Raw genomic sequence first — 21828 nt, 5'->3', positions numbered from 1 at the left:
ATTTAAATGAAAATTAAAGATATTTTGGCTCCTGAATCCATGATTATGGCGCTTAAAGCGACTAACAAAGAAGATGCCATTAAAGAAATGGCTGACTTAGAGGTCAAAACCGACATCGTCAATGACGAAGATGAATTCATTAAGTCAATTTGGGCTCGTGAAAACGAATCTACCACCGGTATTGGTGATGGAATTGCGATGCCACATGCTCGGAATAAGACAATTAACAAAGCGCGCGTACTTTTTGCTAAAAGCGAAAAGGGGATTGACTACAATTCGCTTGATGGTCAACCAGTTCATTTATTCTTTATGATTACTGCTCCAGATGGCGCTGACAATACTCATTTACAAGCTTTAGCTAAATTGTCCGGGTTGTTAATTGATCCTGACCTGGTTAATGCTCTCAAAAAAGCCCAAACTCCGGAAGAAGTGATCCAGCTTTTTGAAAACGCAGAACAGCAAAAGGATGAGGCTAAAAAAGCCGAAAAGCAGCAAGCTGCAAGTACCAGTGAAATTAAGAAGGAAGAAAAGCCTTTAATTGTCGGCGTTACTGCATGTATTAATGGTATTGCCCACACTTATATGGCCCAAGAAGCTTTAATCAAAGCCGGTAAAAAACGTGGCGTTGATGTGCGCATCGAAACCAATGGTTCAGAAGGTGTCAAGGACAAATTGACCGCTGATGAGATTAGCCGTGCTCAAGGGGTTGTTATTGCGTCTGACAAGAAAGTTGACATGCCTCGTTTTGATGGCAAGCCGTTAATTTCTCGTCCCGTTGTTGATGGTATCAACAAACCTGACGAATTGATTGATAACATTTTGAATTCTAAAGCTAGCGTTTACCATTCAAACGGTGAAAAGAGCAGCGATGATAGTGACAATGCTAAAGAAGGCGTCTGGGGTTCAATTTACAAGAACCTCATGAACGGTGTTTCCCACATGTTGCCATTTGTTATCGGTGGCGGTATCTTAATGGCAATTTCCTTTATTGTGGAAAACTATGCCGGTGGTCCTAAATCTCCTGCATTTATTTTCTTGAATAATGCTGGTAACATGGCCTTTGCCTTCATGGTACCAATTTTGTCAGGTTACATCGCTGAATCAATCGGTGACCTGCCCGCTTTAATGCCCGGTTTTGTCGGTGGGTTTATGGCCACAGTCTATAGTGGCGCCTACGGTGGTGCTTATGTTGCCAATGTGGTAACTAATGCTAAGTCACCTGCGGGTTTCTTAGGCGGACTTGCTTCTGGATTTATTGCTGGTTATTTAGTAGTCGGCTTAAAGAAACTGTTTGCCAAGTTGCCGAAGTCTCTTGAAGGGATGAAGCCAATGCTCATTTACCCAATCTTGAGCCTGCTTTTCATAGCCCTGATTATGTACTACATTGTTAACCCAATCTTTAGTGCCGTTAACTTTGCCATTACTAATTTCTTAAACCAAATGGGTACGGGCAACTTAGCTGTTTTGACCACTATTTTAGCTGCCATGATGTCAATTGATATGGGTGGACCTTTCAATAAGGCTGCTTACGTCTTTGCCTCTGGTGCTTTTGCCAACGACCCACATTCAACTGTTGCTGCTGTAATGATGGCTGCCGTAATGGTTGGCGGTATGGTACCACCATTTGCGACAGCGATTGGTACGACTTTCTTTAAGAATAAATATACTTTAGATGAACGGCGCGCCGGCTTAACCAACTGGATTTTAGGCTTTTCCTTCATTACAGAAGGTGCAATTCCGTTTGCTGCAGCTGATCCTGGACACGTTCTGCCTTCATGCATCATTGGTTCTGCTGTTGGTGGTGCCTTAGTGGGCATATGGCGCATTGGTGTTCCTGCACCTCACGGTGGTCTCTGGGTGTCTCCACTTGCTAACCATATTCTACTGTACTTTGTTGCTACTATTATTGGCTCCATTGTTGCAGGTGTCATTTTAGGTTTGTGGAAAAAGCCTGTTGACAAACAGGATCAAAAATAAATTCGACTTCAGATATTATTGAGAAATAAAAAATATGCACTAAGCTGTTAATTGGCCTAGTGCTTTTTTTCTGGCTAAATTAGCTACTTACCTTAGAAGCGCATGCTTTTTAGAGTAACGGGAACAGCAATACTATCTGCTGCTAGCAATAAAACTGTAATATAACTATAATGGTACGCTATTTTAAAGCAATTCGTTTTTAGTGTATAATGGTTATTAATTGTAAGTAAGTTTGGTTTTTTACTGCAATTAAATAAAAAGTTGCCGTGTTAATTAAAATAACACTTCAAAATGAAAAGGAATGACAACATTAGTGAAATTTACTAGATTAAAAAAGATATTTGCTGCAATTACCTTATTCGGTTTAGTTCTTTTGACGCTAGGTGCTTGTTCGCAGAAATCACATAAAAGTAATAAAATTACTATTATGACCACCACAAATATTTATTCTGACATTGCTCAAAATGTAGTGGGCAAGTATGGTAAGGCAGAAGCAATAATTACCAAGTCATCTGTTGATCCTCATGACTTTCAACCTACCACCAATGATGCTAAAGCATTATCAAATGCTGATATAGTAGTGGAAAACGGCTTAGGTTATGACAGCTGGATGGACAAATTGGCTTCTTCAGTTGATAAAAAGCCGGTGCGCGTTGGTGAAGACCTAATGGGCTTAAAAAAAGGTGATAATCCTCATATCTGGTTTGATTTGACTATGCCGACTAAGTATGTTAATTACTTAGTTAAGCGGCTCAGTAAAAAAGATCCGCAGCATGCTCGTTATTACCGTAAAAACGGGAAAAAGTATTTAGCCCAGATTGCTCAAATTCAGAGATCAGCGGCTAAATTAAATCATCAGGTTAAAAAACCAATTTATGTTAGTGAGCCTGTTTTTGATTATGCCTTAGAATCTGTTAATATTAAAGTGGCAAATAAGGATTTTGAGAAGGCAATTCAAAACAATACTGACCCTAGTCCAGCTTCCGTTCAAAAAATGACTGAAGGGATTAAAAAACAAAAAATTGCATTTTTTGTGGACAATGAACAGACATCTAGTTCAACTGTTACTAACTTTTTGAAATTGGCTCAAAAACAAAATATTCCTGTTTTAAAAGTAAGAGAAACAATTCCGGATAATACAAATTATTTAGATTGGATGAAGGATAATTATCAAAACTTGGCTGAAGTAGCCCGAAAGTAGTTATTATGAGGCGATGAAAATGAAGAAATTAATTGCTGTTTTGGCATTGGGAGCAACTGTTACAACCATGGCAGTGCCACAGCCGGTGACAGTTCAGGCTGGTACAATTAATGACACTGCAAAACAAAATAGTTATAGCGGTGTAACATTTGCGGAACAAATATTGGCGCAAGAAGGTATTAAATATAATGACTTTACTGCTGCCAATCCAATTAATTATCGTAACGGCAAGCCCGAAGGTGTTGTTATTCACGAGACTGCTACGCCTAATGCTACAGCACGCAATGAAGCTATTTATTTTAATCGTGAATGGATGAATATTTATTCCTATGTTCATGCTTTTGTGGATAAGACTGGCGTTATTCAGATGACAACTCCTGATTATGGTGTTTGGGGTGCAGGCCCTGTAGCTAATAATCGTTTTATTCAAGTGGAATTATGTGAGGAAAATAATCTTGCTGATTTTGCCAAAGGTGTCAACAATGATGCTGTTTATGTGGCGCAGCTTTTGCACAAATATAATTTGGTACCGGATAATGCCGTTCATGATGGTAAAGGTACAATTTGGTCTCATCATGCTGTATCTACATTTTTAGGCGGAACTGATCATACTGATCCAGATGGTTATTTTGCCAAATGGGGTTACTCAATGGATGACTTCTTTGAGCTAGTTAAATATTATTATGATCAAGGGGCATCAGCAATACCTACTGCTCCTGTTGGTAGTAGTCCGGTAGCTACACAGGTTCCAGCACCGACAACACCTGTTGCACCCGCTAAAAAACCTGCAGTTTTGCCTAAGCCGGTTGCTACCAGGACTTTGATGCATAATGCGCTTATTTATGATGAAAATGGGCTAGCAACGGATTTACCAACTAAAAAAGCCGGCTCCAAGCTAACTATTTATGGTAATCTAACAATTAATAAACGGAAATATTTACAAATAGGTATTAATGAATACGTTGTAGCCAGCAATGTAGAAGGTAAACTTCGACTCTTAGGGCATAATGCCTATATTTATGACGGTAATGGCCAGCGAGTTGGCACAAATAAACTATATCGTGGAAACTATGTCCGCACGTACGGCGGCCGTGTAAAAATTATGGGTCGTAAATATTACCCCGTTGATGTTAATCAATTCGTCAAGGTGGGCAATTTTTAATAATAAAAGTGGGAATAATGCAAATTGTCTGATATTTTAGAAGTCACTAATCTCTCAATGAGATTTGACAAAAATACTGTTTTCAATAATTTGAATTTTAAATTAGAAAAGGGTTCACTTACTGCCCTTTTAGGCCCAAACGGCACAGGAAAAACGACTCTAATTAATATTTTAATGGCTATTTTGACACCTAGCGCAGGTAAATTTAAGTTTGCGGATGGTGTTCGGCTGGGGTATGTGCCTCAGTTTCGCAACATAGATGCAGAATATCCGTTATCAATTGAAGCTTTTGTGGGTCTAAATGCCCCTGTTATCAAAAATAGTGCAACTAAGAAGGCAATAAAAAAGCAACTAGAGGAAACTAACCTGTATCAAATTAAAGATACTCGGATGGGTGAGGCTTCTGGTGGTCAAAAGCAAAGAGCTTATTTAGCACAAGCTTTACTGGATAATCCGAACATGATTATTTTAGATGAAGCTACAGCAAGTCTTGATCCCGTTGCTAAGGATGAATTGATGAAATTAATCAAGCATTTGAATGCAAAACATAAAATAACTGTCTTGTTTGTGACGCATGATGTGTCATTAGCTCACAAATATATGCAAAATTATTTATATTTAAACCATGGTCAAATTGAGCATGGCGAGATGTCTCAATTTAAGGAGGCATATGAATAATGTTTGCCTACGGCTTTATGCGTAATGCCTTTCTGGCGAGCACCTTTATTGCCATAACTTGTGGTACGGTTGGTGTCTATGTAGTGGCGCGCAATTTTAGTTTTTTAGCACATACGCTGTCTGAAATTGGTTTTGCCGGAGCTGCGTTTGCAGTTTGGCTTGGAATTGGCCCTTTGTGGGGCATGCTGTTATTTACTCTGCTTGGTTCAATTAGCGTAGGGGAACTGTCGCTTCACAGCGAGCAAAAAGAATCCTCAATCAGTGCAATTTCAGCTTTATTTACTGGCTTGGGAGTTCTTTTTCTGGCAATATCCGGTGCAAACAGCAATTATGCTACTAACATTTTGTTTGGTAGCATTATCGGGGTTGACCATCAAGGCGTAATTCAACTAATAGTCTTATCCGTAATCGTGTTGTTAATGATTTTTAGTATTCAGCGCCCGCTGAACTTTGATTCCTTTGATCACATTGGTGCTCTTGCTCATGGGGTAAAAACCGGAGCAATCAGCGTGATTTTTTTAATAGCTTTAGCAATGTCCGTTTCAATCGGCGCACAAATAGTGGGCTCTCTTTTAGTATTTATTTTATTGACTTTGCCACCTGCTACTGCTAATTATTTGGGCAAAACTATCCCGTCAATGATCGCTTGGTCTGTCTTTTTTGCTTTAATTGGCGTTTGGCTCGGGCTATATCTGGGTTATATTACTAATTTGCCTGTAACCTTCTTTATAGCTGTGATTGAAGTAGCAATTTATCTTGTAACTTACTTCACTCACATCATTAAGCATAAATTATAGTAAAACTGGTTAAAAGGATAAAACAGCTATTATTTTTGTGAAAAAATTATAGTATAATCCTGTTATTTAAACTTTTCTTTTAAAAATTCACTAACTTTTGTATGCATTTACATGTATAATAAAAAGCGGAAATAATAATAAAGAAGGAGTCTTAATAATGACATACTATTATAATGGTTTTCCACAAAGCGAACGTAATGAAGCTTTAAATATGGTCAACCTCGATGAACTTGAGGAACGGGCAAAGGAAGTTATGCCTGAAGGAGCATATTACTATATTGCTTCGGGATCTGAAAATGAATGGACTTGGCGTAACAACACTACTGCTTTCAACCATTTTCAAATTGTACCGCGTGCTTTAACTAATATGGATCATCCGCAGTTAGATACTGAATTTATGGGTATGAAACTAAAAACACCGGTGATGATCTCACCTATTGCTTGTCACGGTATTGCTCATAAGGATGCAGAAATTGCTACCCAAAAGGGTGCTGCAGCTGCTGGTGCACTCTTTTCATCCAGTACATATGCAAATAAGAGCGTTGAAGATATTGCTGCTGCAGCTCCAGATGCACCACGCTTTTTCCAGTTGTACCTCAGTAAAGACTGGGACTTTAACCAAATGGTCTTTGATGCAGTTAAGAAAGCCGGCTATAAAGGAATTTTCCTGACAGTAGATGCGCTGATCTCTGGCTTCCGTGAAGCTAATCTTAGAACTAACTTTGCTTATCCTGTACCCTTAGATTTCTTTACTCGTTATCAAGGAGCTAAAGGCGAAGGCCAAACTGTTGCTCAAATGTATGCTTCTTCGGCGCAAAAAATTGGCCCGCAGGATGTTAGACGCATCAAGGAAATGTCTGGCTTACCTGTATTTGTTAAAGGTGTTGTTTGTGCTGAGGATGCTTATATCGCTATGGGTGCTGGTGCTGATGGTATTTATGTTACCAACCATGGTGGCCGTGAGGTAGATTGTGGCCCTGCAACAATTGACATGTTGCCAGGAATTGCGAAAGCTGTTAATCATCGGGTTCCGATTGTCTTTGACTCCGGTGTTCGTCGTGGTTCGCACGTCTTTAAGGCTTTGGCACTTGGAGCTGATATGGTGGGTATTGGCCGGCCATATCTATATGGTCTAGCACTTGGTGGTGCCAAGGGTGTTCAATCAGTTATTGAACAACTTAATCAAGAACTGTTAATTGACATGCAATTAACTGGCTGCAAGACAATCGACGATGTTAAACATGCTAAGATTACTCATATTAATTATACGGCTGATAACTTAAAGTCAAATACTGATCCTTCAAGAGTTAAGCCATATCCTGTAACTGCTGAAAACCAATTGAAGAATAGTGGTTCAGATGCTGTAACTGGTGCTTCTCAAGCTTAATTAATTTAAAATGTAAATAGTAAAATCGCTCTATATACTAGTTGCTCTTACTAATAAATAGAGCCTTTTTTTATTACTTAAAAAAATATTATTATTAAGTAATAGTTGTAATTCTATTTTTATATCTTTATAATTGTCATAATAAAAATAAAATTTAGGAGGAAAATTATGAAGAAAGCGTGGAAATTGCTTGAAACTTTGTTGATAGCAGTCATAATGCTAACCCTGTTACCCCAAACGGCAGTAGCTGCTAAAGGACAAACTGAACAAAGAACTGACAATTATCTACGAAAAGTCCGACAAAAAGGCGAGCTAGTCATGGGAACCAGTCCAGATTATCCTCCTTATGAGTTTGTCAAAAATATTAATGGCAAGTCTAAAATAGTAGGTATGGATGTTGAAGTAGGACAAAAAATTGCTCATGATATGGGTGTTAAGCTTGTAGTGCGATCAATGGACTTTGACTCTCTTCTAGTAGGTCTTGAAACTGGAAAAGTTGACATGGTTATTGCCGGAATGAATGCAACACCTAAAAGGGCTCAAAGTGTCGCCTTTAGTCAGCCATATTATAGAAGTGATCAAAAATTACTGATAAGAACAGAAGATAAGGACAAATATCATAATTATAAGTCTTTTGCCGGCAAGTCAATTGGCGCTCAAACTGGTAGCATGCAAGCGGCAATGCTTAAAAAGCAGGCCAAAAATGTCAAACTTAAAACTATGGATAAAGATAACGACTTGGTTTTAGGATTAAAAACGCATAAGGTTGATGCTGTTTCTGTTGACAAAGCAACGGCTGAGGCTTTTGCTCAAAATACGGCTGGCGTGATGGTAATTCCCGCAGGTCTAAAGACCGAGTCATCTGCAACCTCTATTGCTTTTCATAAAGGAGCTAATAGTTTAGTCAAAGCTGCTAATAAATCAATTGCGGAGATTAAGCAGAAAGATTTAATCAATAAGAAGTATTTACCAAAAGCCGGCAATTACTTAACAGGTGGTAAGACGAAAAAAGAAGTTAAAGCATCCAATTCAATGTGGGCATATAAAGACTTCTTTATTGCGGGAGTTGGCTATACCTTACTTATTTCCGCCATTTCTGTCTTTTTCGGTTTCTTATTAGGTGCGATACTGGCATTTATGCGGCTAGGACACAATCAAATTGCCCGTTCGCTTGCGACAGCATATGTGGAATTTATTCGTGGTACACCGTTAATGGTGCAATTACTCTTTATTTATTTTGGCTTAGGGGTAGTGATCAATATTCCGGCTTTACTGTCCGGTATAATTGCAGTTTCCCTCAACTCTGCAGCTTATGTAGCGGAGGTAATTCGCTCGGGTATTAATTCGATTGCTGTTGGCCAGACAGAGGCTTCTCGTTCTTTGGGTTTGTCACGGACAGCGACGATGCGTTACGTTATTATGCCGCAAGCAATGAAAAATATTTGGCCGGCTCTGGGAAACGAATTTGTTTCTCTAATCAAGGAAAGTTCTATAGTTTCGGTAATAGGCGTCAAAGATTTGATTTATCAGTCACGGGTAGTCCAGGCTGATACCTATCGTGGAGTTATGCCATTGGTAATCACAATGATCTTATACTTTATCATTACTTTTGGTTTATCCAGCCTAATGAAAGTATTTGAAAGGAAAATGAATCATGACTAACGCAAAACCCGTAATTAAAGTTGAACACTTGCAGAAAAAATTTGGCAGTAATGAAGTCCTAAAAGATATTAATGCTCAAGTAAATGAAGGCCAGGTTATCTGTTTAATTGGTCCTTCAGGAGCTGGTAAAAGTACGTTTTTACGGTGCTTAAATTTGCTAGATCAGCCATCTTCCGGCAAAGTGATTTTTGAAGATAAAGAATTAACTGCTTTAAGTGAAGACCAACTTGATAAATTGCGTGAGAGAATGGGCATGGTTTTTCAGCAGTTTAACTTGTTTCCTCATATGAGCATTATTGAAAATATCAAGTTAGCACCTATGAAGGTAAAAGGAATGAGTGACAGTGATGCTAAAGCTAAAGGACTTGAGCTATTAGATCAAGTAGGCTTGGCTGACAAGGCAGATGCTTTTCCCACCAGCCTTTCCGGCGGCCAGCAGCAAAGGGTTGCTATTGCCCGTGCCTTGGCAATGGATCCTGAAGTAATGCTCTTTGACGAACCAACTTCGGCGCTTGATCCAGAAATGGTAGGCGAGGTATTAAAGGTAATGCAGGATTTGGCCCAGAAAGGGATGACAATGGTCGTTGTAACTCACGAAATGGGCTTTGCCAAAAATGTTGCGGATGAAGTATGGTTTATGGCAGACGGCTATATTCAGGAAAAAGCTGCACCACAACAATTCTTTGCGCAGCCACAAACTCCGCGTGCCCAGGACTTTTTAGCCAGAGTATTGGAAGCATAAACATTTAAAAATTAACCTACCTGCTGGCAATTTAGCCAAATAAGGTAGTATCAAAGGTAAAGCGTAAAAATTTTTACAATTTAAAACCCACTTTCAGTTAAAGAGAAAGTGGGTTTTGATGTAAGAAATTATGATTTACATATCAGTTATATGGCTCTATAATTTATCCTGTTGATGACTTATCCATGTGGTAAGCTGTTAATAGGTTTTTTATTGCATAAAAAAGGAGGACATCTTCCTCTTGCTTCTTGTAATAAAATATTAACTTCACCCAATATTTTATAGAAGGTTTGAATTATGTCCTCTTTTAATAATTATATTAAATTTGCTCTTGATATTAAAGATCAAAACATTGTTTTTGAAGATTATTTCTTCCGTTTGGCTAACGGCTATAAGCAGAAGGTTTACCAAGCTGTCTTATTGCAGCCCAGTTGTCCCTTTTGTGGCTCACAGGAGCTGCGGCACAATGGCCGTTTGAAAACCGAAATCCGCTATCCTGCTGCCAATGCCAGTCAGCCAGTCATTATTAGACTTTTTAAGCAGAGAGTCTGGTGTCGCACCTGCAATAAACGCTCAATGGCTCAATCTGACCTGGTAGGCAAATACTGCTGTATTTCCCAGCATTCTAAGCTCAAAATTCTCAGTGCTTTAACAGAAGACCGCTCAATGACCAGCATTGCCCGGGAAAACAATGTTTCTGTCAATACGGTGCAAAGAGTGCTGGGCTCTTGCTCGCATCAGTTTAGTAGCAGCTATGATTATTTGCCGGAGCATCTGGCCTTCGACGAGTTTAAAGGCGTTGACCGCACCTTGCATTTTATTTGTCTTGATGCCGACAAACACGAGGTGGTTCAGATTCTTCGAACACGCTATAAAAAAGTAATTATTGCCTACTTCAAAAAGTTTGCGCCAGCGGCTTTGCAAGGCGTCAAAACAGTTTCTCTGGACCTGAATTTTTACTATCAGGACATTGTGCGAGCATGCTTCCCCAACGCTGAGATTGTGCTTGATCGCTTTCACATGGTACAAATGCTTACGCGCTCCTTCAACTCCCTGCGCGTGCAGGTCATGAAGAAATTCAAAAAGACCAGCAGAGAATACAAGCTGCTTAAATCACCGTGGAAACTGTATCTCAAGAAGTACCAGGCACTCGACCAAATTCATCCGCATTACAATTGGCACTACAAAGACAATCTGACGCAAGAGCAGATAGTCAACGAAGGCATCGCCTGCAGCACGGAGCTTACTAATGCCTACAACCTGCTGCAGGCATTTTATGATGCTTTGGCTGCCAAAGATCCGCTGGCAATTAAAGAAGTGATTCATGCTAAAGAAGAAGTTGGCTGGCAAATGCATCAAACCCTGTTAACTTTTAAGCATAACCTGAAAGCAGTAATTAACGGGATAACATTGAATTATTCCAACGGCTGCTTAGAGGGCTTCAATCGCAAGATTAAACAAATTGAGCGCACAGCTTTTGGCTACGCCAACTTCCACAATCTGCTAACCAGGATTAGATTAGCAGAAAACAAGGTAAAAGAAAAAGAACCAAGCAGTTTATTAGCTGCTTGATTCTATTCATTTAAGCTCTATCAACAGGATTTCTTATAGAATGTCAAGTATCAAAAAGATTTAAAAATGGGTATACTAAAGGTACTTCAAAAAGGCGCCTTTTTGAGAGTTAAATATTTGTTTAGCAGTTAACCTTTATTGACGTACAGCTTGTTGATAATCATAGCTTTGATTTGTGTGAACCAAATGCATGATTGTACGATTTAAATGGTTAACGCAGGCTATTTGAGCTACCAAATCCTTTTTGGAATAGGGTGGCTCTTTTAATTTGTAGTAATAGTCAACTAGATGATTGTTAATCCTGCCTTGATTTCTAAGCATGCTTTTAATCATCTCAATTTCAACCGTTCGTGCAAAACTATTACCGCGGCGATTAATCTTGTCATGCTTAACCAAAGTGCCAGATTGATATCTGTTTAAGTCAATTCCTAGGTATGCATTGAGCTGCTTATAATTTTCGAAGCGTTCAATATTGCCCGCAAATCCCATTAATAGGGCCGTATTTAGCTGTCCCGCTCCTGGTATACTGCTGATAAGCTTAAATTCTGGAAAACTAGCTGCCTTTTTAATTAGCTGATCTTTGATTAGGGCAACACGCTGGTTATAACCTTCAATTTCATCGCATAACATGCCAATGATTGATATTTCAATTGAATCAGCGGCAATGGCAGGATATGAATTGAGCGCGGCTGTCCAAACTTTAGTGCAATAGCTGGCAATTAATTTCCTAGTAATATGTTTACCAATTACTCGATAAAGCTGTTCCGTCATTCCTTTAACCGTCAGTCCAGCCAAATAATCTGGATGTGCATACTTACGAATCATCTGCAAGGCTACAACAGAGTGAATAACGGGGAAAATATCGTTTAACTCAGGGAAAGACAGCTCTAGCGCTGAACGCAACTGATTTTCAATTCTAACCCGCTCTCGGCTTAATTTGTGATATTGCACAGCTAAAAAACGCAAAGACTGATAGTGGATATCAATATAATGTCGACTTCTAGTACGAATGACGGCTGCCTGCGTAATGCCTAATACAGCTAATTTGAAAGAATCACTAGCATCTGTCTTGTTCCGCCGCAAAGATGACATTCTCATTTTTGCTTCCAGCGGATTAAGCTCACAAAATTTAATTTTATTTTGGCTTAAATAATAAGCTAGCTGAGCAGAATAAACCCCTGTGGTTTCGAAAATAACTAAAACTGGATCGGCCAGATAAGCAGCTAATTGCTTAAAACCGCTGCGATTATGACTAAAATTAAAATCTTGCTTTTCAAAATCAGTAGTAATTAAAGTGGCATGACTTTTACCACGACTAACATCAATACCAATAACATTCACTGTAACACCTCCTAGAATTATTGAAGAAGAATAGTGCCTTTGTTCATTTTCTTAATACGATCTTCAAGATCCTCATCCTAACCTAACTAGCAAAGGGCATTATCCTTATGGGCCCGTTTGACAATCGAATTCAAAGATTCAATCCTGTTGGCGACCTCAACTTCAACTTTAAGTATAAAGAAAAAGCAGATAAAAGTATCGTCATACTTCTATCTGCTTCCTACTTTAGGATGTTTGACAAAGAGCCAGTTATATTATTTGTCAGCAAAACTTGCAAGTGTTATTTAAAATTATTTTGGACAATTTTCTTAAATTCAGCTAGACGATTGGCAAAAGTGGTGAAGGCCTCTTCCAAATAATCAGGCTTAGTCATATCAACTCCTGCTTTTTTCATGATTTCAACTGGGTAATCGCTGGAACCTGCTTTCAAAAAGCCAATGTATGCTTTTCTCTGCTCAGCAGTACCATGCACGACATTATTGGCCAGAGCAGTGGCAGCAGCAAAACCTGTAGCATACTGGTAAACGTAGAAATTATAATAGAAATGTGGAATTCTGGCCCATTCTTTAGCAATTGCTCCTCCTGGCTCGACTGCATCACCATAATAGTGCTCATTTAATTTGCCGTACATGTCGTCTAAACGGTCGGCAGTTAAAGGCTCACCCTCAGCATCCAGTTCATGAATGCGCTGTTCAAATTCTGCAAACTGCGTTTGTCTAAATAAAGTGCCTTTGAAAGAGTCTAAATAATAATTTAAAACAAAAGCGCGGGTTTTAGGGTCAGTGATATGTGCTAAAAAGTATTCTGTTAGAATATTTTCGTTCGTAGTTGAAGCAATTTCAGCAACAAAGATAGGATAATCGCCATAAACATATGGCTGGCTTTGTCTGGTATACATACTGTGAACGGAATGACCTGTTTCATGAACCAGTGTATATAATGAATCAACATTATCTTCCCAGTTGAGTAGTTCATATGCATCCGTATCATAGCAGCCGCCAGAGTATGCACCGGTAGCCTTGTTCTGTGATTCAACCACATCGATTACCCGATTGTTGAAAATGTAGTCAACCTGCTTTAAATAATCCTCACCTAATGGCCGTAAAGCTTTTTTAGCCTCTTTTTTGGCTTCATCAAAGGTGTAAGTTAAAGCCGGTTTGCCAGTTAACGGAACATACATATCCCACATTTGCAAATCGTTCAAGCCTAAAATTTGTTTGCGTAAAGCTACATAGTCATGAAGAAGGCTTAAATGCTGGTCTACCTCATTAATTAAAGTATCGTAAACAACTGTTGGTACACCATTTTCGTTCATTGCACATTCACGTGCTGATTGATAATGATGAACACGGGCATTATAGTTATGTTCCTTTACTGCACCAGAAAGGGTAGCAGCCAGAGAATTTTCAAACTGGCCGTATGTGGCGTACATTGAATCAAATGCATCTTTTCTTACTGTACGCTTTTGAGATTGAATCAATAAAGAATACAAGCCGTCAGAAAGCTGCACCATTTCCCCGTCATCGTTTTGGGTGTAACCATACTCCATGTCCGAATTGGTCAACACGTTATAAGTGTTGTCAGAAGCAGACAATGCATCTCCAGCATCTGCAATCAGTTTTTCTTCTTTGGCAGACAAAGTATAAGGCCGCATTCTGGTAATCTGATCAAGTAAATGATTATAATTGACCAATCTTGGTTCTTCTTGCTTAAAGGCCGCTAATTTTGCGGTAGAAACACTTAAAATTGCAGGATTCATAAAAGCGGTGGCTGCTTCAAATTGACTGGCTAATCCTTGTACTTGAGCAACATAACCTAAATAGTGTGCGTTTCCAGTGTCAACATCACTGGCTAAAGTAGCATAAGAGTAAACTTTTTCCAGCCTTCTGCTAAGTGCTAAAATATTAGTTATCCCATTATATAATGATGTACCTGATGTAACAAAATTTTCTTTCAAGGTGCTTAAAACTGGTATTTCTTTTTTAAGACGTGTATATTCATCTTCCCAGTCAGCATCTGCTTTAAATATTCTTGTTAGATCCCACTTTAGATTTGCGGGAACCTCACTTCGTTTAGGAATTGACATTTAAAATCTCCTTTTTGATATATATAATTAAATTATACTAAAGAATAAAAAATAAGATATTATTAATTATAATTGATATTATTTTAATTCAAGTTTGAAAGTGTTAAAAATAATAGATGGAAAAATACGAAAGGGATTAAATAGAGGAATGGATCCAAATTCAAAACGCAGAGAAGATTACCATAAAGGACATTCTTCTCTAAATCTTCATCGTAATCATGCTTTAGCAGAACCAACTAAAGTATTCAAGGGCAGCGTTTTCGCACGGATTTGTGGTATTGTGGCTGTTTTGGGTGTTTGCCTGGGCCTGGCTTGGGCAGCTCACATGTATTTTGCTTTGCACAGCGCAATTGATGGTGATAGTGGTAACTATGCCACATCTGCTCGTATTGCTAATAGGCAGCCAATCTCAGTTTTGATTCTTGGAGTTGATCAAGGCCTTGAAGGAAGACATGATAAGGGCAACTCGGATACTTTGATTTTGGCTACTGCTAACCCGGCTAAGAATAAAGCAACAATGACTTCTATTCCTCGTGATACCCTTGCTAATATTTTAGGTGATCCGGGAAACAAGTACAATATGTTTCGGGTTAATTCAGCCTATGGAATTGGCGGCAGTTCTGCTTCTATGAAAACTGTATCGGCTTTAATTGGTGTTCCCATTCATTATTACGTAGAAGTTAACATGAAGGCGTTAAAAAGCTTAGTCGATGCCGTTGGCGGTGTTGATGTTAAAGTCCCGTTTAAGTTTTCGTATGATTGGTGTGATTTTCATAAAGGAAAGCAACACCTAAACGGACGTCATGCTGTTGCTTATGTTAGAATGCGCCATGATGATCCGCGAGGCGATTACGGCAGGCAAATGCGCCAAAGACAAGTAATTACCGCAGTTGTCCACAAGGCTATCTCCGTTGATTCAATAGCTAATTACCGCAAGTTGGTTAAGATCTTTTCGAAGTATGTTAAAACGAATCTTACCTTTAATGATATGTTAGCCTTAGCTTTGACATATCGCGGTTGTTCCCAAAATATTTCCAGCGGTTATATTCAAGGACATGATGCTTGGATTAACGGTTCTTCTATTCAGGTGGCGTCTACCAAAGAATTACAGAAGGCCTCTGACAAGATCCGGACCAATCTTGACTTGGATAAAAAAATATTGGATAATGATGAAACGAAGCTCAACAGGCTAAATGAACAGAACAATAACATTAAATGGCAGGATCCAAGTCCGTTTACTAACTATCAGATTTACCGTTCAGTAGTAACTGATGAGTCAAGTAGCAGTTCGGGTGGAACTGGTTCAAGTGGGACTAATTTGGGTCAATAATTGTTCTCGGCAAAGGAGGATAAAATATGCGTAAGCAATCTGTAATTTTAGTTGTTTATGGTGTGATATCAGCTTTTATTGCTTTTATTGCCGCAATTTTCATCTGCTTACGCACATTGCACTGGTCTTTACCGGTTGCTGTTTTAGTGGCTAGCATATTTGCCTTATTTTTCTTTGCTCTTTCATGGTTTCGGGGTCATGCTTCCGTTGAAATAAAGCGGATTGCTAGTAAATATCACTTATCTGATAAGGATTTAGCCGAAATTACGGGAATGAAAGCAAGTGATTTTCCAATATATAATAACAAGCTGCAATTAATCTTGCCTAAGCGCTATTGGCCAAAAATATTGGATGCCTTGCAGAAATATGAACAAGAAAGAATGTAAAAGTGGGCAACTGCCCACTTTTTTATTGCATGCGTTTACAAATTAAATTGATAGACAAAACAACTGCTTTACTTTTTACAGTACTACTTATCTTACTATTTAGGGAGATGCATAATGAGTTTATTAACAGTTAAAAATTTAGGACAAGGCTTTGAGGATAAAACTTTGTATGAGAATGCGAGTTTCGTTCTTAATAAAGAAGACCATATGGGTGTCACTGGCCAAAATGGGGTGGGCAAATCCACTTTGATTAAAATTTTAACTGGTGAAATACTGCCTGATGAAGGTCAAGTTAAATGGCAAAATAAGGTAGCAGTCGGCTATCTCGACCAGTATGCTAAATTGCAGCAAGGCGTGACAATTCGGCAGTTTTTGCGCACGGCTTTTACTCCTCTTTATCAAAAAGAACAAGAATTAAATTCACTTTATGAGCAATATGCAACTGAAGGATCTGATTCCTTACTTGCAAAAGCGGGTAAACTGCAAACTTACTTAGAGGAAAACAACTTTTATAATATTGATACAGAAATTGAACGTGTTGCTTCTGGGTTAGGCCTAGCTGAGTTAGGGTATGATCATGATGTGAGCCAATTGTCAGGTGGTCAAAGATCAAAAATCATTTTAGCTAAATTGCTGCTGCAAACTCCGGCTGTTTTACTGTTAGATGAGCCAACCAACTACTTAGATGTTGTTCATATTGACTGGCTGGTTGATTATTTGAATGATTTTGAGGGTGCTTTTATTGTTGTTAGTCATGATTATGACTTTTTAAACAGAATTGCCAACTGCATTATTGATATTGATCTGGGCACAATCACGCGTTATACCGGTACATTAAAACAGGCAATGAGGCAAAAAGATGCTAATCGGGAAACTTACATGAAGGCCTATACTAACCAGCAACGCAAAATTGCTAAAACAGAAGCATACATCCGTAAAAATAAAGCTGGAACCCGGTCGAAAATTGCCAAATCACGGGCGCGCCAGTTGGCAAAAATGGAAGTATTGAATCCACCCAAAAGCAATCATAAACCGCATTTTGCATTTCCTTATGTAGCAACAGCAGCCAATTTACTTCTCCAAACACAGGATTTGGTAATCGGCTATGACCAGGCGCTGGTAAAAGAAGCTTTTAATTTTTCAGTTGGAAATAATGAAAAAGTTGCCATTACTGGCTTTAATGGGATTGGTAAAACCACGTTATTAAAGACATTGCTGGGGCAATTAGCACCCATTTTCGGCACCTATAAATTATCAGAAACTGCCAAGATTGCTTACTTTAAGCAGGAATTGACCTGGCCTAATAACAATATGACTCCTTTGCAATATTTGCAGGAAAATTTTGAACGGATTAAGCCTAAAGAATTAAGAGGCGCTCTGGCAAAATTAGGTGTTACCGCTCAGCAGGCAATGAGCCCTTTAAAAAAATTATCGGGTGGTGAACAAGAAAAGGTTAAACTGGCCAAAATGTTGTTTGAACCTGCTAATTTATTGTTTTTAGATGAGCCTACCAATCATTTGGATCGCGACGCAAAAGATGCACTTAGGCAGGCTATCGTTAAGTTTCCTGGTGGAGTCATTATCGTTAGTCACGAACGGGACTTTTTCCAAGGTAACTGGGTTGACAAAACTATTGATATTGAAACGATGAATAAACTTTGAGGTGAAAAATGAGTGCTGAACAAAGTGAATTGTTTTACCAGGATTTACTTGATACCTGTTTAACTGCCGGTGAGCTAATGATAGAAGGGGGCAGTGAAATGTATCGGGTTGAAGATACAATGTTGCGGATTGCCAAAAGTGCTGGTGAACCCGATCCGCGAGTCTTTGTGGTGCCGACAGGCGTTTTTATGAGTCTTGACCACGGCAATTACTGTCAGAGTATTTTAGTACATGAACGCAATATTAATCTTGAGTTGGTTGACCGGATTAATTCATTATCGCGCGCTTTTGCGGATAAAAAAATCACTTTGCAAGAAGTTAAAAGGGAAGTGGATAAAATTGGCCACGGTGGTTTTCCCACGTTTCCCTTATGGCTGCAAACTATTGGCGCTGCAGTTTTAAGTGCCACGCTGATGGTAATGTTTATGAATAATTATGACTGGGTTGATTTTCCGGGCGCAGCTTTCGTTGGAGCAATCGGATTTCTCTCTTTTTATTATTTTAAGCGTTTTACCAACGTCAAGTTTTTGGCTGAACTGGTTGCTGCCCTGGTTATGACAGTTGTAGCAGCTGGATTAGTTAATCTTTTCCCCAAAATGATTATTGACAATATTTTAACTGGAGCGTTGATGCCACTAGTGCCGGGTCTGGCATTGACTAACGCTCTGCGGGATTTGTTTAAGGGCGATATTCTTTCAGGAATGGCGAAAATTTGTGAGGCCTTGCTCACAGCCTTTGCGTTAGGCGGTGGAGTTGGTATTGTGTTAAAGTTTTTAGGAGCATAAAAAATGCCTTTTTGGTTAGAAATAGTAATTAACGTTGCCTTTGCTTATTTAGCTTCTGTTGGTTTTGCCCTAACAATCAACGTTCCGCGGCGAGTGCTTAATTTAGCTGGTGTGAGCGGTATTATTAGCTGGATTATCTATTGGCTGGCAATGAGAGCATCAATGGGACGGCTGCTCTCAAACTTGCTTGGTTCATTTGCCATTGGCATTTTAGGAATAGTTTTTGCCAGGATAAAAAAGTGTCCGGCTACTGTCTTTTATATTCCGGCAATTGTGCCCTTAGTACCCGGAGTTCCTGCTTATCAGGCGGTGCGAGAACTAACCTCGGGCAACTTGAGTGGAGCTAATGATGCGGTTTTACGTGTAATAATAGTAACAGGGTCAATTGCTCTCGGGATGCTTTTATCAAGTATGTGTGTGGAAATCTTTTTCAGGATAAAAAAATTTTACAAACATCATTCGAATAAGTATAATAATTAATGCGAGTCGACAAAAACGCGAGATGCGTATTTGTGTGAGGACACCCGCCTTAAGTGGCAGGCACGGGAAGTGCTGGTGGTTGACCAACCTGATGTGAACAGAAGTAGTCACCTGTTATTAATAACGGGCCTCGATTTGAAAAAGAGCAGATTCTTAATTGAATCTGCTCTTTTTTCTATTCCAGATATAATGCCTGTTTTCCTTGCTGATTATAACTTTTTTCCAAGTTTTGCCACGGAACCTTTTTATTTTTGGTGCCAAAAGGATCATTTACGTAAACAATACGTGCTTTTTTATCAAAGCCGGTAATAACACAAGCATGGGAAGATGGTGTTACATGAACTTCACCTTGAGCTGTTTGCCATGTTTGCATATCATTAACGTGATTAAAGTTTGTGGTAGTTATGATTAGCACAGGATGGCCATCAGAAACTAGTTTCATTACTTGAATAAAATCATGATTAGTAAAGTTTTTAATCCGATTAGTGTATTTTAGTCCTATTTGTTCTAAAGGCTCATTATAAACGCACCAGCCAGCATTTGCCTGGCTCATATAACCAACAAAACCTACATGGGGATTACCCCGGTATTTGCCATCATCCGTATAAGAAGATACATGCTTGATATTTTCGGATAAGTTTAGTTTATTTACCTTAATACCATAATACTGTAATAGCATTGACAAGGAAGTTACTTCGCAACCATTTGGCAGTTCCGGGTACTGGTTTTCCAGGGGAACATCCAGTTTTTGAGCGGATTTGAGGGTCACCCAATCATAGCGATCTTTAAAACTATTAGAATTAAGGCCGCTAAAAATTACACCTAAGAAAACGAGACCTAGGAATATCAATAAAATAGCTTTAATGGAAAATCTTTTCTTTTTCATAAAGCTATTTAAACATAGATTCTTTCTTAAAAGCAAAAAATCGTTCAAATTAATGAACGATTTTTGTAAAATTAACTAATTCTTTAGTGAAAGTAATAATTAGTGGTGAGTTGCGCCTGACAAAGCGTCAAGACTGTGATCTTCACCTTTAACTGCCATACCTTCAACGTCCATACCTGGGCAGAAGACTTCATCTTCTGGCACGCCTCTTTCTTCAGCAAAAGCCTTAGTCAGAGTTTCCATGTCCATCAAATGATATTTCTTGTCTGGGTGTTTTGGATCAACAATTTGAATTTGCGCCATCATACCAGCATCTTCGTGCTCGATAATGTGGCAGTGGTACATAAAGACACCAGTGTTTTGGAAGTAAACCTTTATGCGAACTGTTTCTTGAGGTGCTACTTCGATAGTGTCCTTATAAACGCCTCTTTCGTTTGGATATGGTTCTTTACCGTTACGTGATACAACCAGGAAGTGGGCACCGTGAGTGTGGAATGGGTGCAACATACCGTTAACTTTATCGTTAGTGTTAGTTACGTCCCAGTATTCAGCATTCATCAATTCCTGCTTCATATCAATTCTTTCCATTGAGAACAGCTTACCGTTGATCATGTTGTGGTTATCCATAGTAACATGAGGAACTGGTGAGTTAGGGTTAACAACTGGATCATATGGTTTGAATAAAGTATCAGGAATTACGCTGTCATCTTTTTCATAACTGTGAATTCTGAATTCAACCAGCTTGAAGTCGTCAGTGTAAAGGTTGACAACATCGCCTTCTTTATAATTGCTGAAATCAACAACTACTTGTTGACGTTCACCTGGTCCAATTAAGACTTTGGTCAATTTAACTGGGTGCTCCAAGAATGAGTCGTCGCCAGCGATTTGGGTCATTACCAAGTCATCGCTAAAGTGCAGGCGCCATTCACGACGGTTAGAACCACCTAAGAAGAGCAAACGTACTTTTTGAGTAGTGACATCAACGTATGGCCGAACAACACCATTGATGATTGGAGTGTCGCCAAAGATACCCATTGCGTTGTAGTCTGCCTTGTAGTCAAATTGGTTGTCTTCGTGGAAAATACGGTCTTGCAAAATAATTGGGAACTCGTCCTTGCCGTAAGTCTTAGGAATTGGCAACTTAGCTTCGTTGGCATCAGTAATAACAACGCCCATAGCTAGTCCCATCCAAACTTGCATGGCAGTTGATGGACATGGGTGAGCATGAAGCCAAGTCAAAGCTGCTGGTTGTTTAACTATAAAGTCAATGTGCTTTTCTTCACCAGGGTAAACCGGTGAGTGACAAGCACCATCGTTACCAGGACCTGAAAGTTCCATACCGTGCCAGTGGTAAGTAGTCAATTCTGGCAAGCTGTTCTTCAAAGTTACGTGAACATGTTGACCTCTGGTTAAAACCATGGTCTTACCAAGAACTGGGAAGTTGTAGCCCCATGTATGAGTCTTTTTCCCTGGCAAAAATTGGAAGTCGCCTTCTTGAGAATCGATTGTATACCAAACATCGTTATTTTCTTGTTTATCAGGTTCTAATACTGGAGGAACAATCAAAGGCTGAGCTTCAACGCCTTCAGGAATATGAAGATCTTTGTATCCCATTTCGTGGTTTTTATCAAAATCTTCAGAATTATAGAAATAATCTGTGTAAACTTTATCTGACATATTCGTCTACCTTTCAG

General features: G+C 39.0%; 18 protein-coding genes. 14 read left to right on the top strand and 4 right to left on the bottom strand.

The window, feature by feature from the left end:
• The first annotated feature begins 6 nt into the window (after positions 1-6).
• From Q0R51_RS03085 to Q0R51_RS03045, 9 genes are all read left to right on the top strand, one after another.
• Complete coding sequence (locus Q0R51_RS03085) at positions 7-1977, top strand: fructose-specific PTS transporter subunit EIIC (protein WP_294756597.1); 1971 nt, start codon at positions 7-9, stop codon at positions 1975-1977.
• 301 nt (positions 1978-2278) lie between these two features.
• Positions 2279-3178, top strand: a complete 900-nt coding sequence (locus Q0R51_RS03080) for a metal ABC transporter solute-binding protein, Zn/Mn family (RefSeq protein ID WP_294756595.1) — start codon at positions 2279-2281, stop codon at positions 3176-3178.
• A gap of 13 nt (positions 3179-3191) precedes the next feature.
• The gene (locus Q0R51_RS03075) at positions 3192-4340 is read left to right on the top strand and encodes an SLAP domain-containing protein (RefSeq protein WP_294756593.1); all 1149 of its coding nucleotides are present in this window, start codon (positions 3192-3194) and stop codon (positions 4338-4340) included.
• 57 nt (positions 4341-4397) lie between these two features.
• Positions 4398-5018 carry a metal ABC transporter ATP-binding protein gene (locus Q0R51_RS03070; RefSeq protein ID WP_110446727.1) on the top strand — a complete coding sequence of 207 codons (621 nt, stop codon included), beginning with the start codon at positions 4398-4400 and terminating at the stop codon, positions 5016-5018.
• Positions 5018-5815, top strand: a complete 798-nt coding sequence (locus Q0R51_RS03065; RefSeq protein WP_122026496.1) for a metal ABC transporter permease — start codon at positions 5018-5020, stop codon at positions 5813-5815. Before Q0R51_RS03070 ends, Q0R51_RS03065 begins: the two co-directional genes overlap by 1 nt.
• Before the next feature lie 157 nt (positions 5816-5972).
• Complete coding sequence (locus Q0R51_RS03060) at positions 5973-7202, top strand: lactate oxidase (protein WP_294756590.1); 1230 nt, start codon at positions 5973-5975, stop codon at positions 7200-7202.
• Positions 7203-7370: 168 nt separating this feature from the next.
• On the top strand, positions 7371-8864 hold the full coding sequence (locus Q0R51_RS03055; protein WP_294756589.1) for an ABC transporter substrate-binding protein/permease: 1494 nt from the start codon (positions 7371-7373) through the stop codon (positions 8862-8864).
• Positions 8857-9606, top strand: a complete 750-nt coding sequence (locus tag Q0R51_RS03050; protein ID WP_110446575.1) for an amino acid ABC transporter ATP-binding protein — start codon at positions 8857-8859, stop codon at positions 9604-9606. Before Q0R51_RS03055 ends, Q0R51_RS03050 begins: the two co-directional genes overlap by 8 nt.
• 297 nt (positions 9607-9903) lie before the next feature.
• Positions 9904-11178 carry an ISL3 family transposase gene (locus Q0R51_RS03045; RefSeq protein ID WP_294756587.1) on the top strand — a complete coding sequence of 425 codons (1275 nt, stop codon included), beginning with the start codon at positions 9904-9906 and terminating at the stop codon, positions 11176-11178.
• A gap of 135 nt (positions 11179-11313) precedes the next feature.
• Here Q0R51_RS03045 and Q0R51_RS03040 read toward each other — a convergent pair whose 3' ends face one another.
• Together Q0R51_RS03040 and pepF are read right to left on the bottom strand one after the other, a co-directional pair.
• The gene (locus tag Q0R51_RS03040; RefSeq protein WP_294756586.1) at positions 11314-12519 is read right to left on the bottom strand and encodes an IS110 family transposase; all 1206 of its coding nucleotides are present in this window, start codon (positions 12517-12519) and stop codon (positions 11314-11316) included.
• A gap of 280 nt (positions 12520-12799) precedes the next feature.
• On the bottom strand, positions 12800-14605 hold the full coding sequence (gene pepF / locus Q0R51_RS03035; protein WP_294756585.1) for an oligoendopeptidase F: 1806 nt from the start codon (positions 14603-14605) through the stop codon (positions 12800-12802).
• Positions 14606-14753: 148 nt separating this feature from the next.
• On the opposite strand from pepF, the gene Q0R51_RS03030 reads away from it, so the two are divergent.
• The 5 genes from Q0R51_RS03030 (at position 14754) to Q0R51_RS03010 (ending at position 19248) form a co-directional block, all read left to right on the top strand.
• Entirely contained in the window at positions 14754-15935 is a 1182-nt protein-coding gene (locus tag Q0R51_RS03030) for an LCP family protein (protein WP_122026493.1), read from the top strand.
• Positions 15936-15961: 26 nt separating this feature from the next.
• Positions 15962-16321 (top strand): hypothetical protein, encoded by a 360-nt coding sequence (locus Q0R51_RS03025; RefSeq protein WP_046325509.1) that lies wholly within the window; start codon positions 15962-15964, stop codon positions 16319-16321.
• Positions 16322-16435: 114 nt separating this feature from the next.
• Entirely contained in the window at positions 16436-17983 is a 1548-nt protein-coding gene (locus Q0R51_RS03020) for an ABC-F family ATP-binding cassette domain-containing protein (RefSeq protein WP_294756582.1), read from the top strand.
• 8 nt (positions 17984-17991) lie between these two features.
• On the top strand, positions 17992-18768 hold the full coding sequence (locus tag Q0R51_RS03015) for a threonine/serine exporter family protein (protein ID WP_294756581.1): 777 nt from the start codon (positions 17992-17994) through the stop codon (positions 18766-18768).
• A 3-nt stretch (positions 18769-18771) separates the two neighbouring features.
• Positions 18772-19248: a threonine/serine exporter family protein gene (locus Q0R51_RS03010; protein ID WP_046325506.1), complete on the top strand. Its 477-nt coding sequence runs from the start codon at positions 18772-18774 to the stop codon at positions 19246-19248.
• 175 nt (positions 19249-19423) lie between these two features.
• On the opposite strand, the gene Q0R51_RS03005 is transcribed toward Q0R51_RS03010, so the two are convergent.
• Positions 19424-20134 (bottom strand): C39 family peptidase, encoded by a 711-nt coding sequence (locus tag Q0R51_RS03005; protein ID WP_294756580.1) that lies wholly within the window; start codon positions 20132-20134, stop codon positions 19424-19426.
• Positions 20135-20233: 99 nt separating this feature from the next.
• Complete coding sequence (locus tag Q0R51_RS03000) at positions 20234-21811, bottom strand: multicopper oxidase family protein (RefSeq protein ID WP_122026489.1); 1578 nt, start codon at positions 21809-21811, stop codon at positions 20234-20236.
• Positions 21812-21828: the final 17 nt, after the last annotated feature.

It is taken from the genome of uncultured Lactobacillus sp. (assembly GCF_946477725.1).
Lineage (GTDB): Bacteria > Bacillota > Bacilli > Lactobacillales > Lactobacillaceae > Lactobacillus.
The sequence above is the reverse complement of the archived record's forward strand: the minus strand, read 5'-3'. Positions and strand labels throughout refer to the sequence as shown.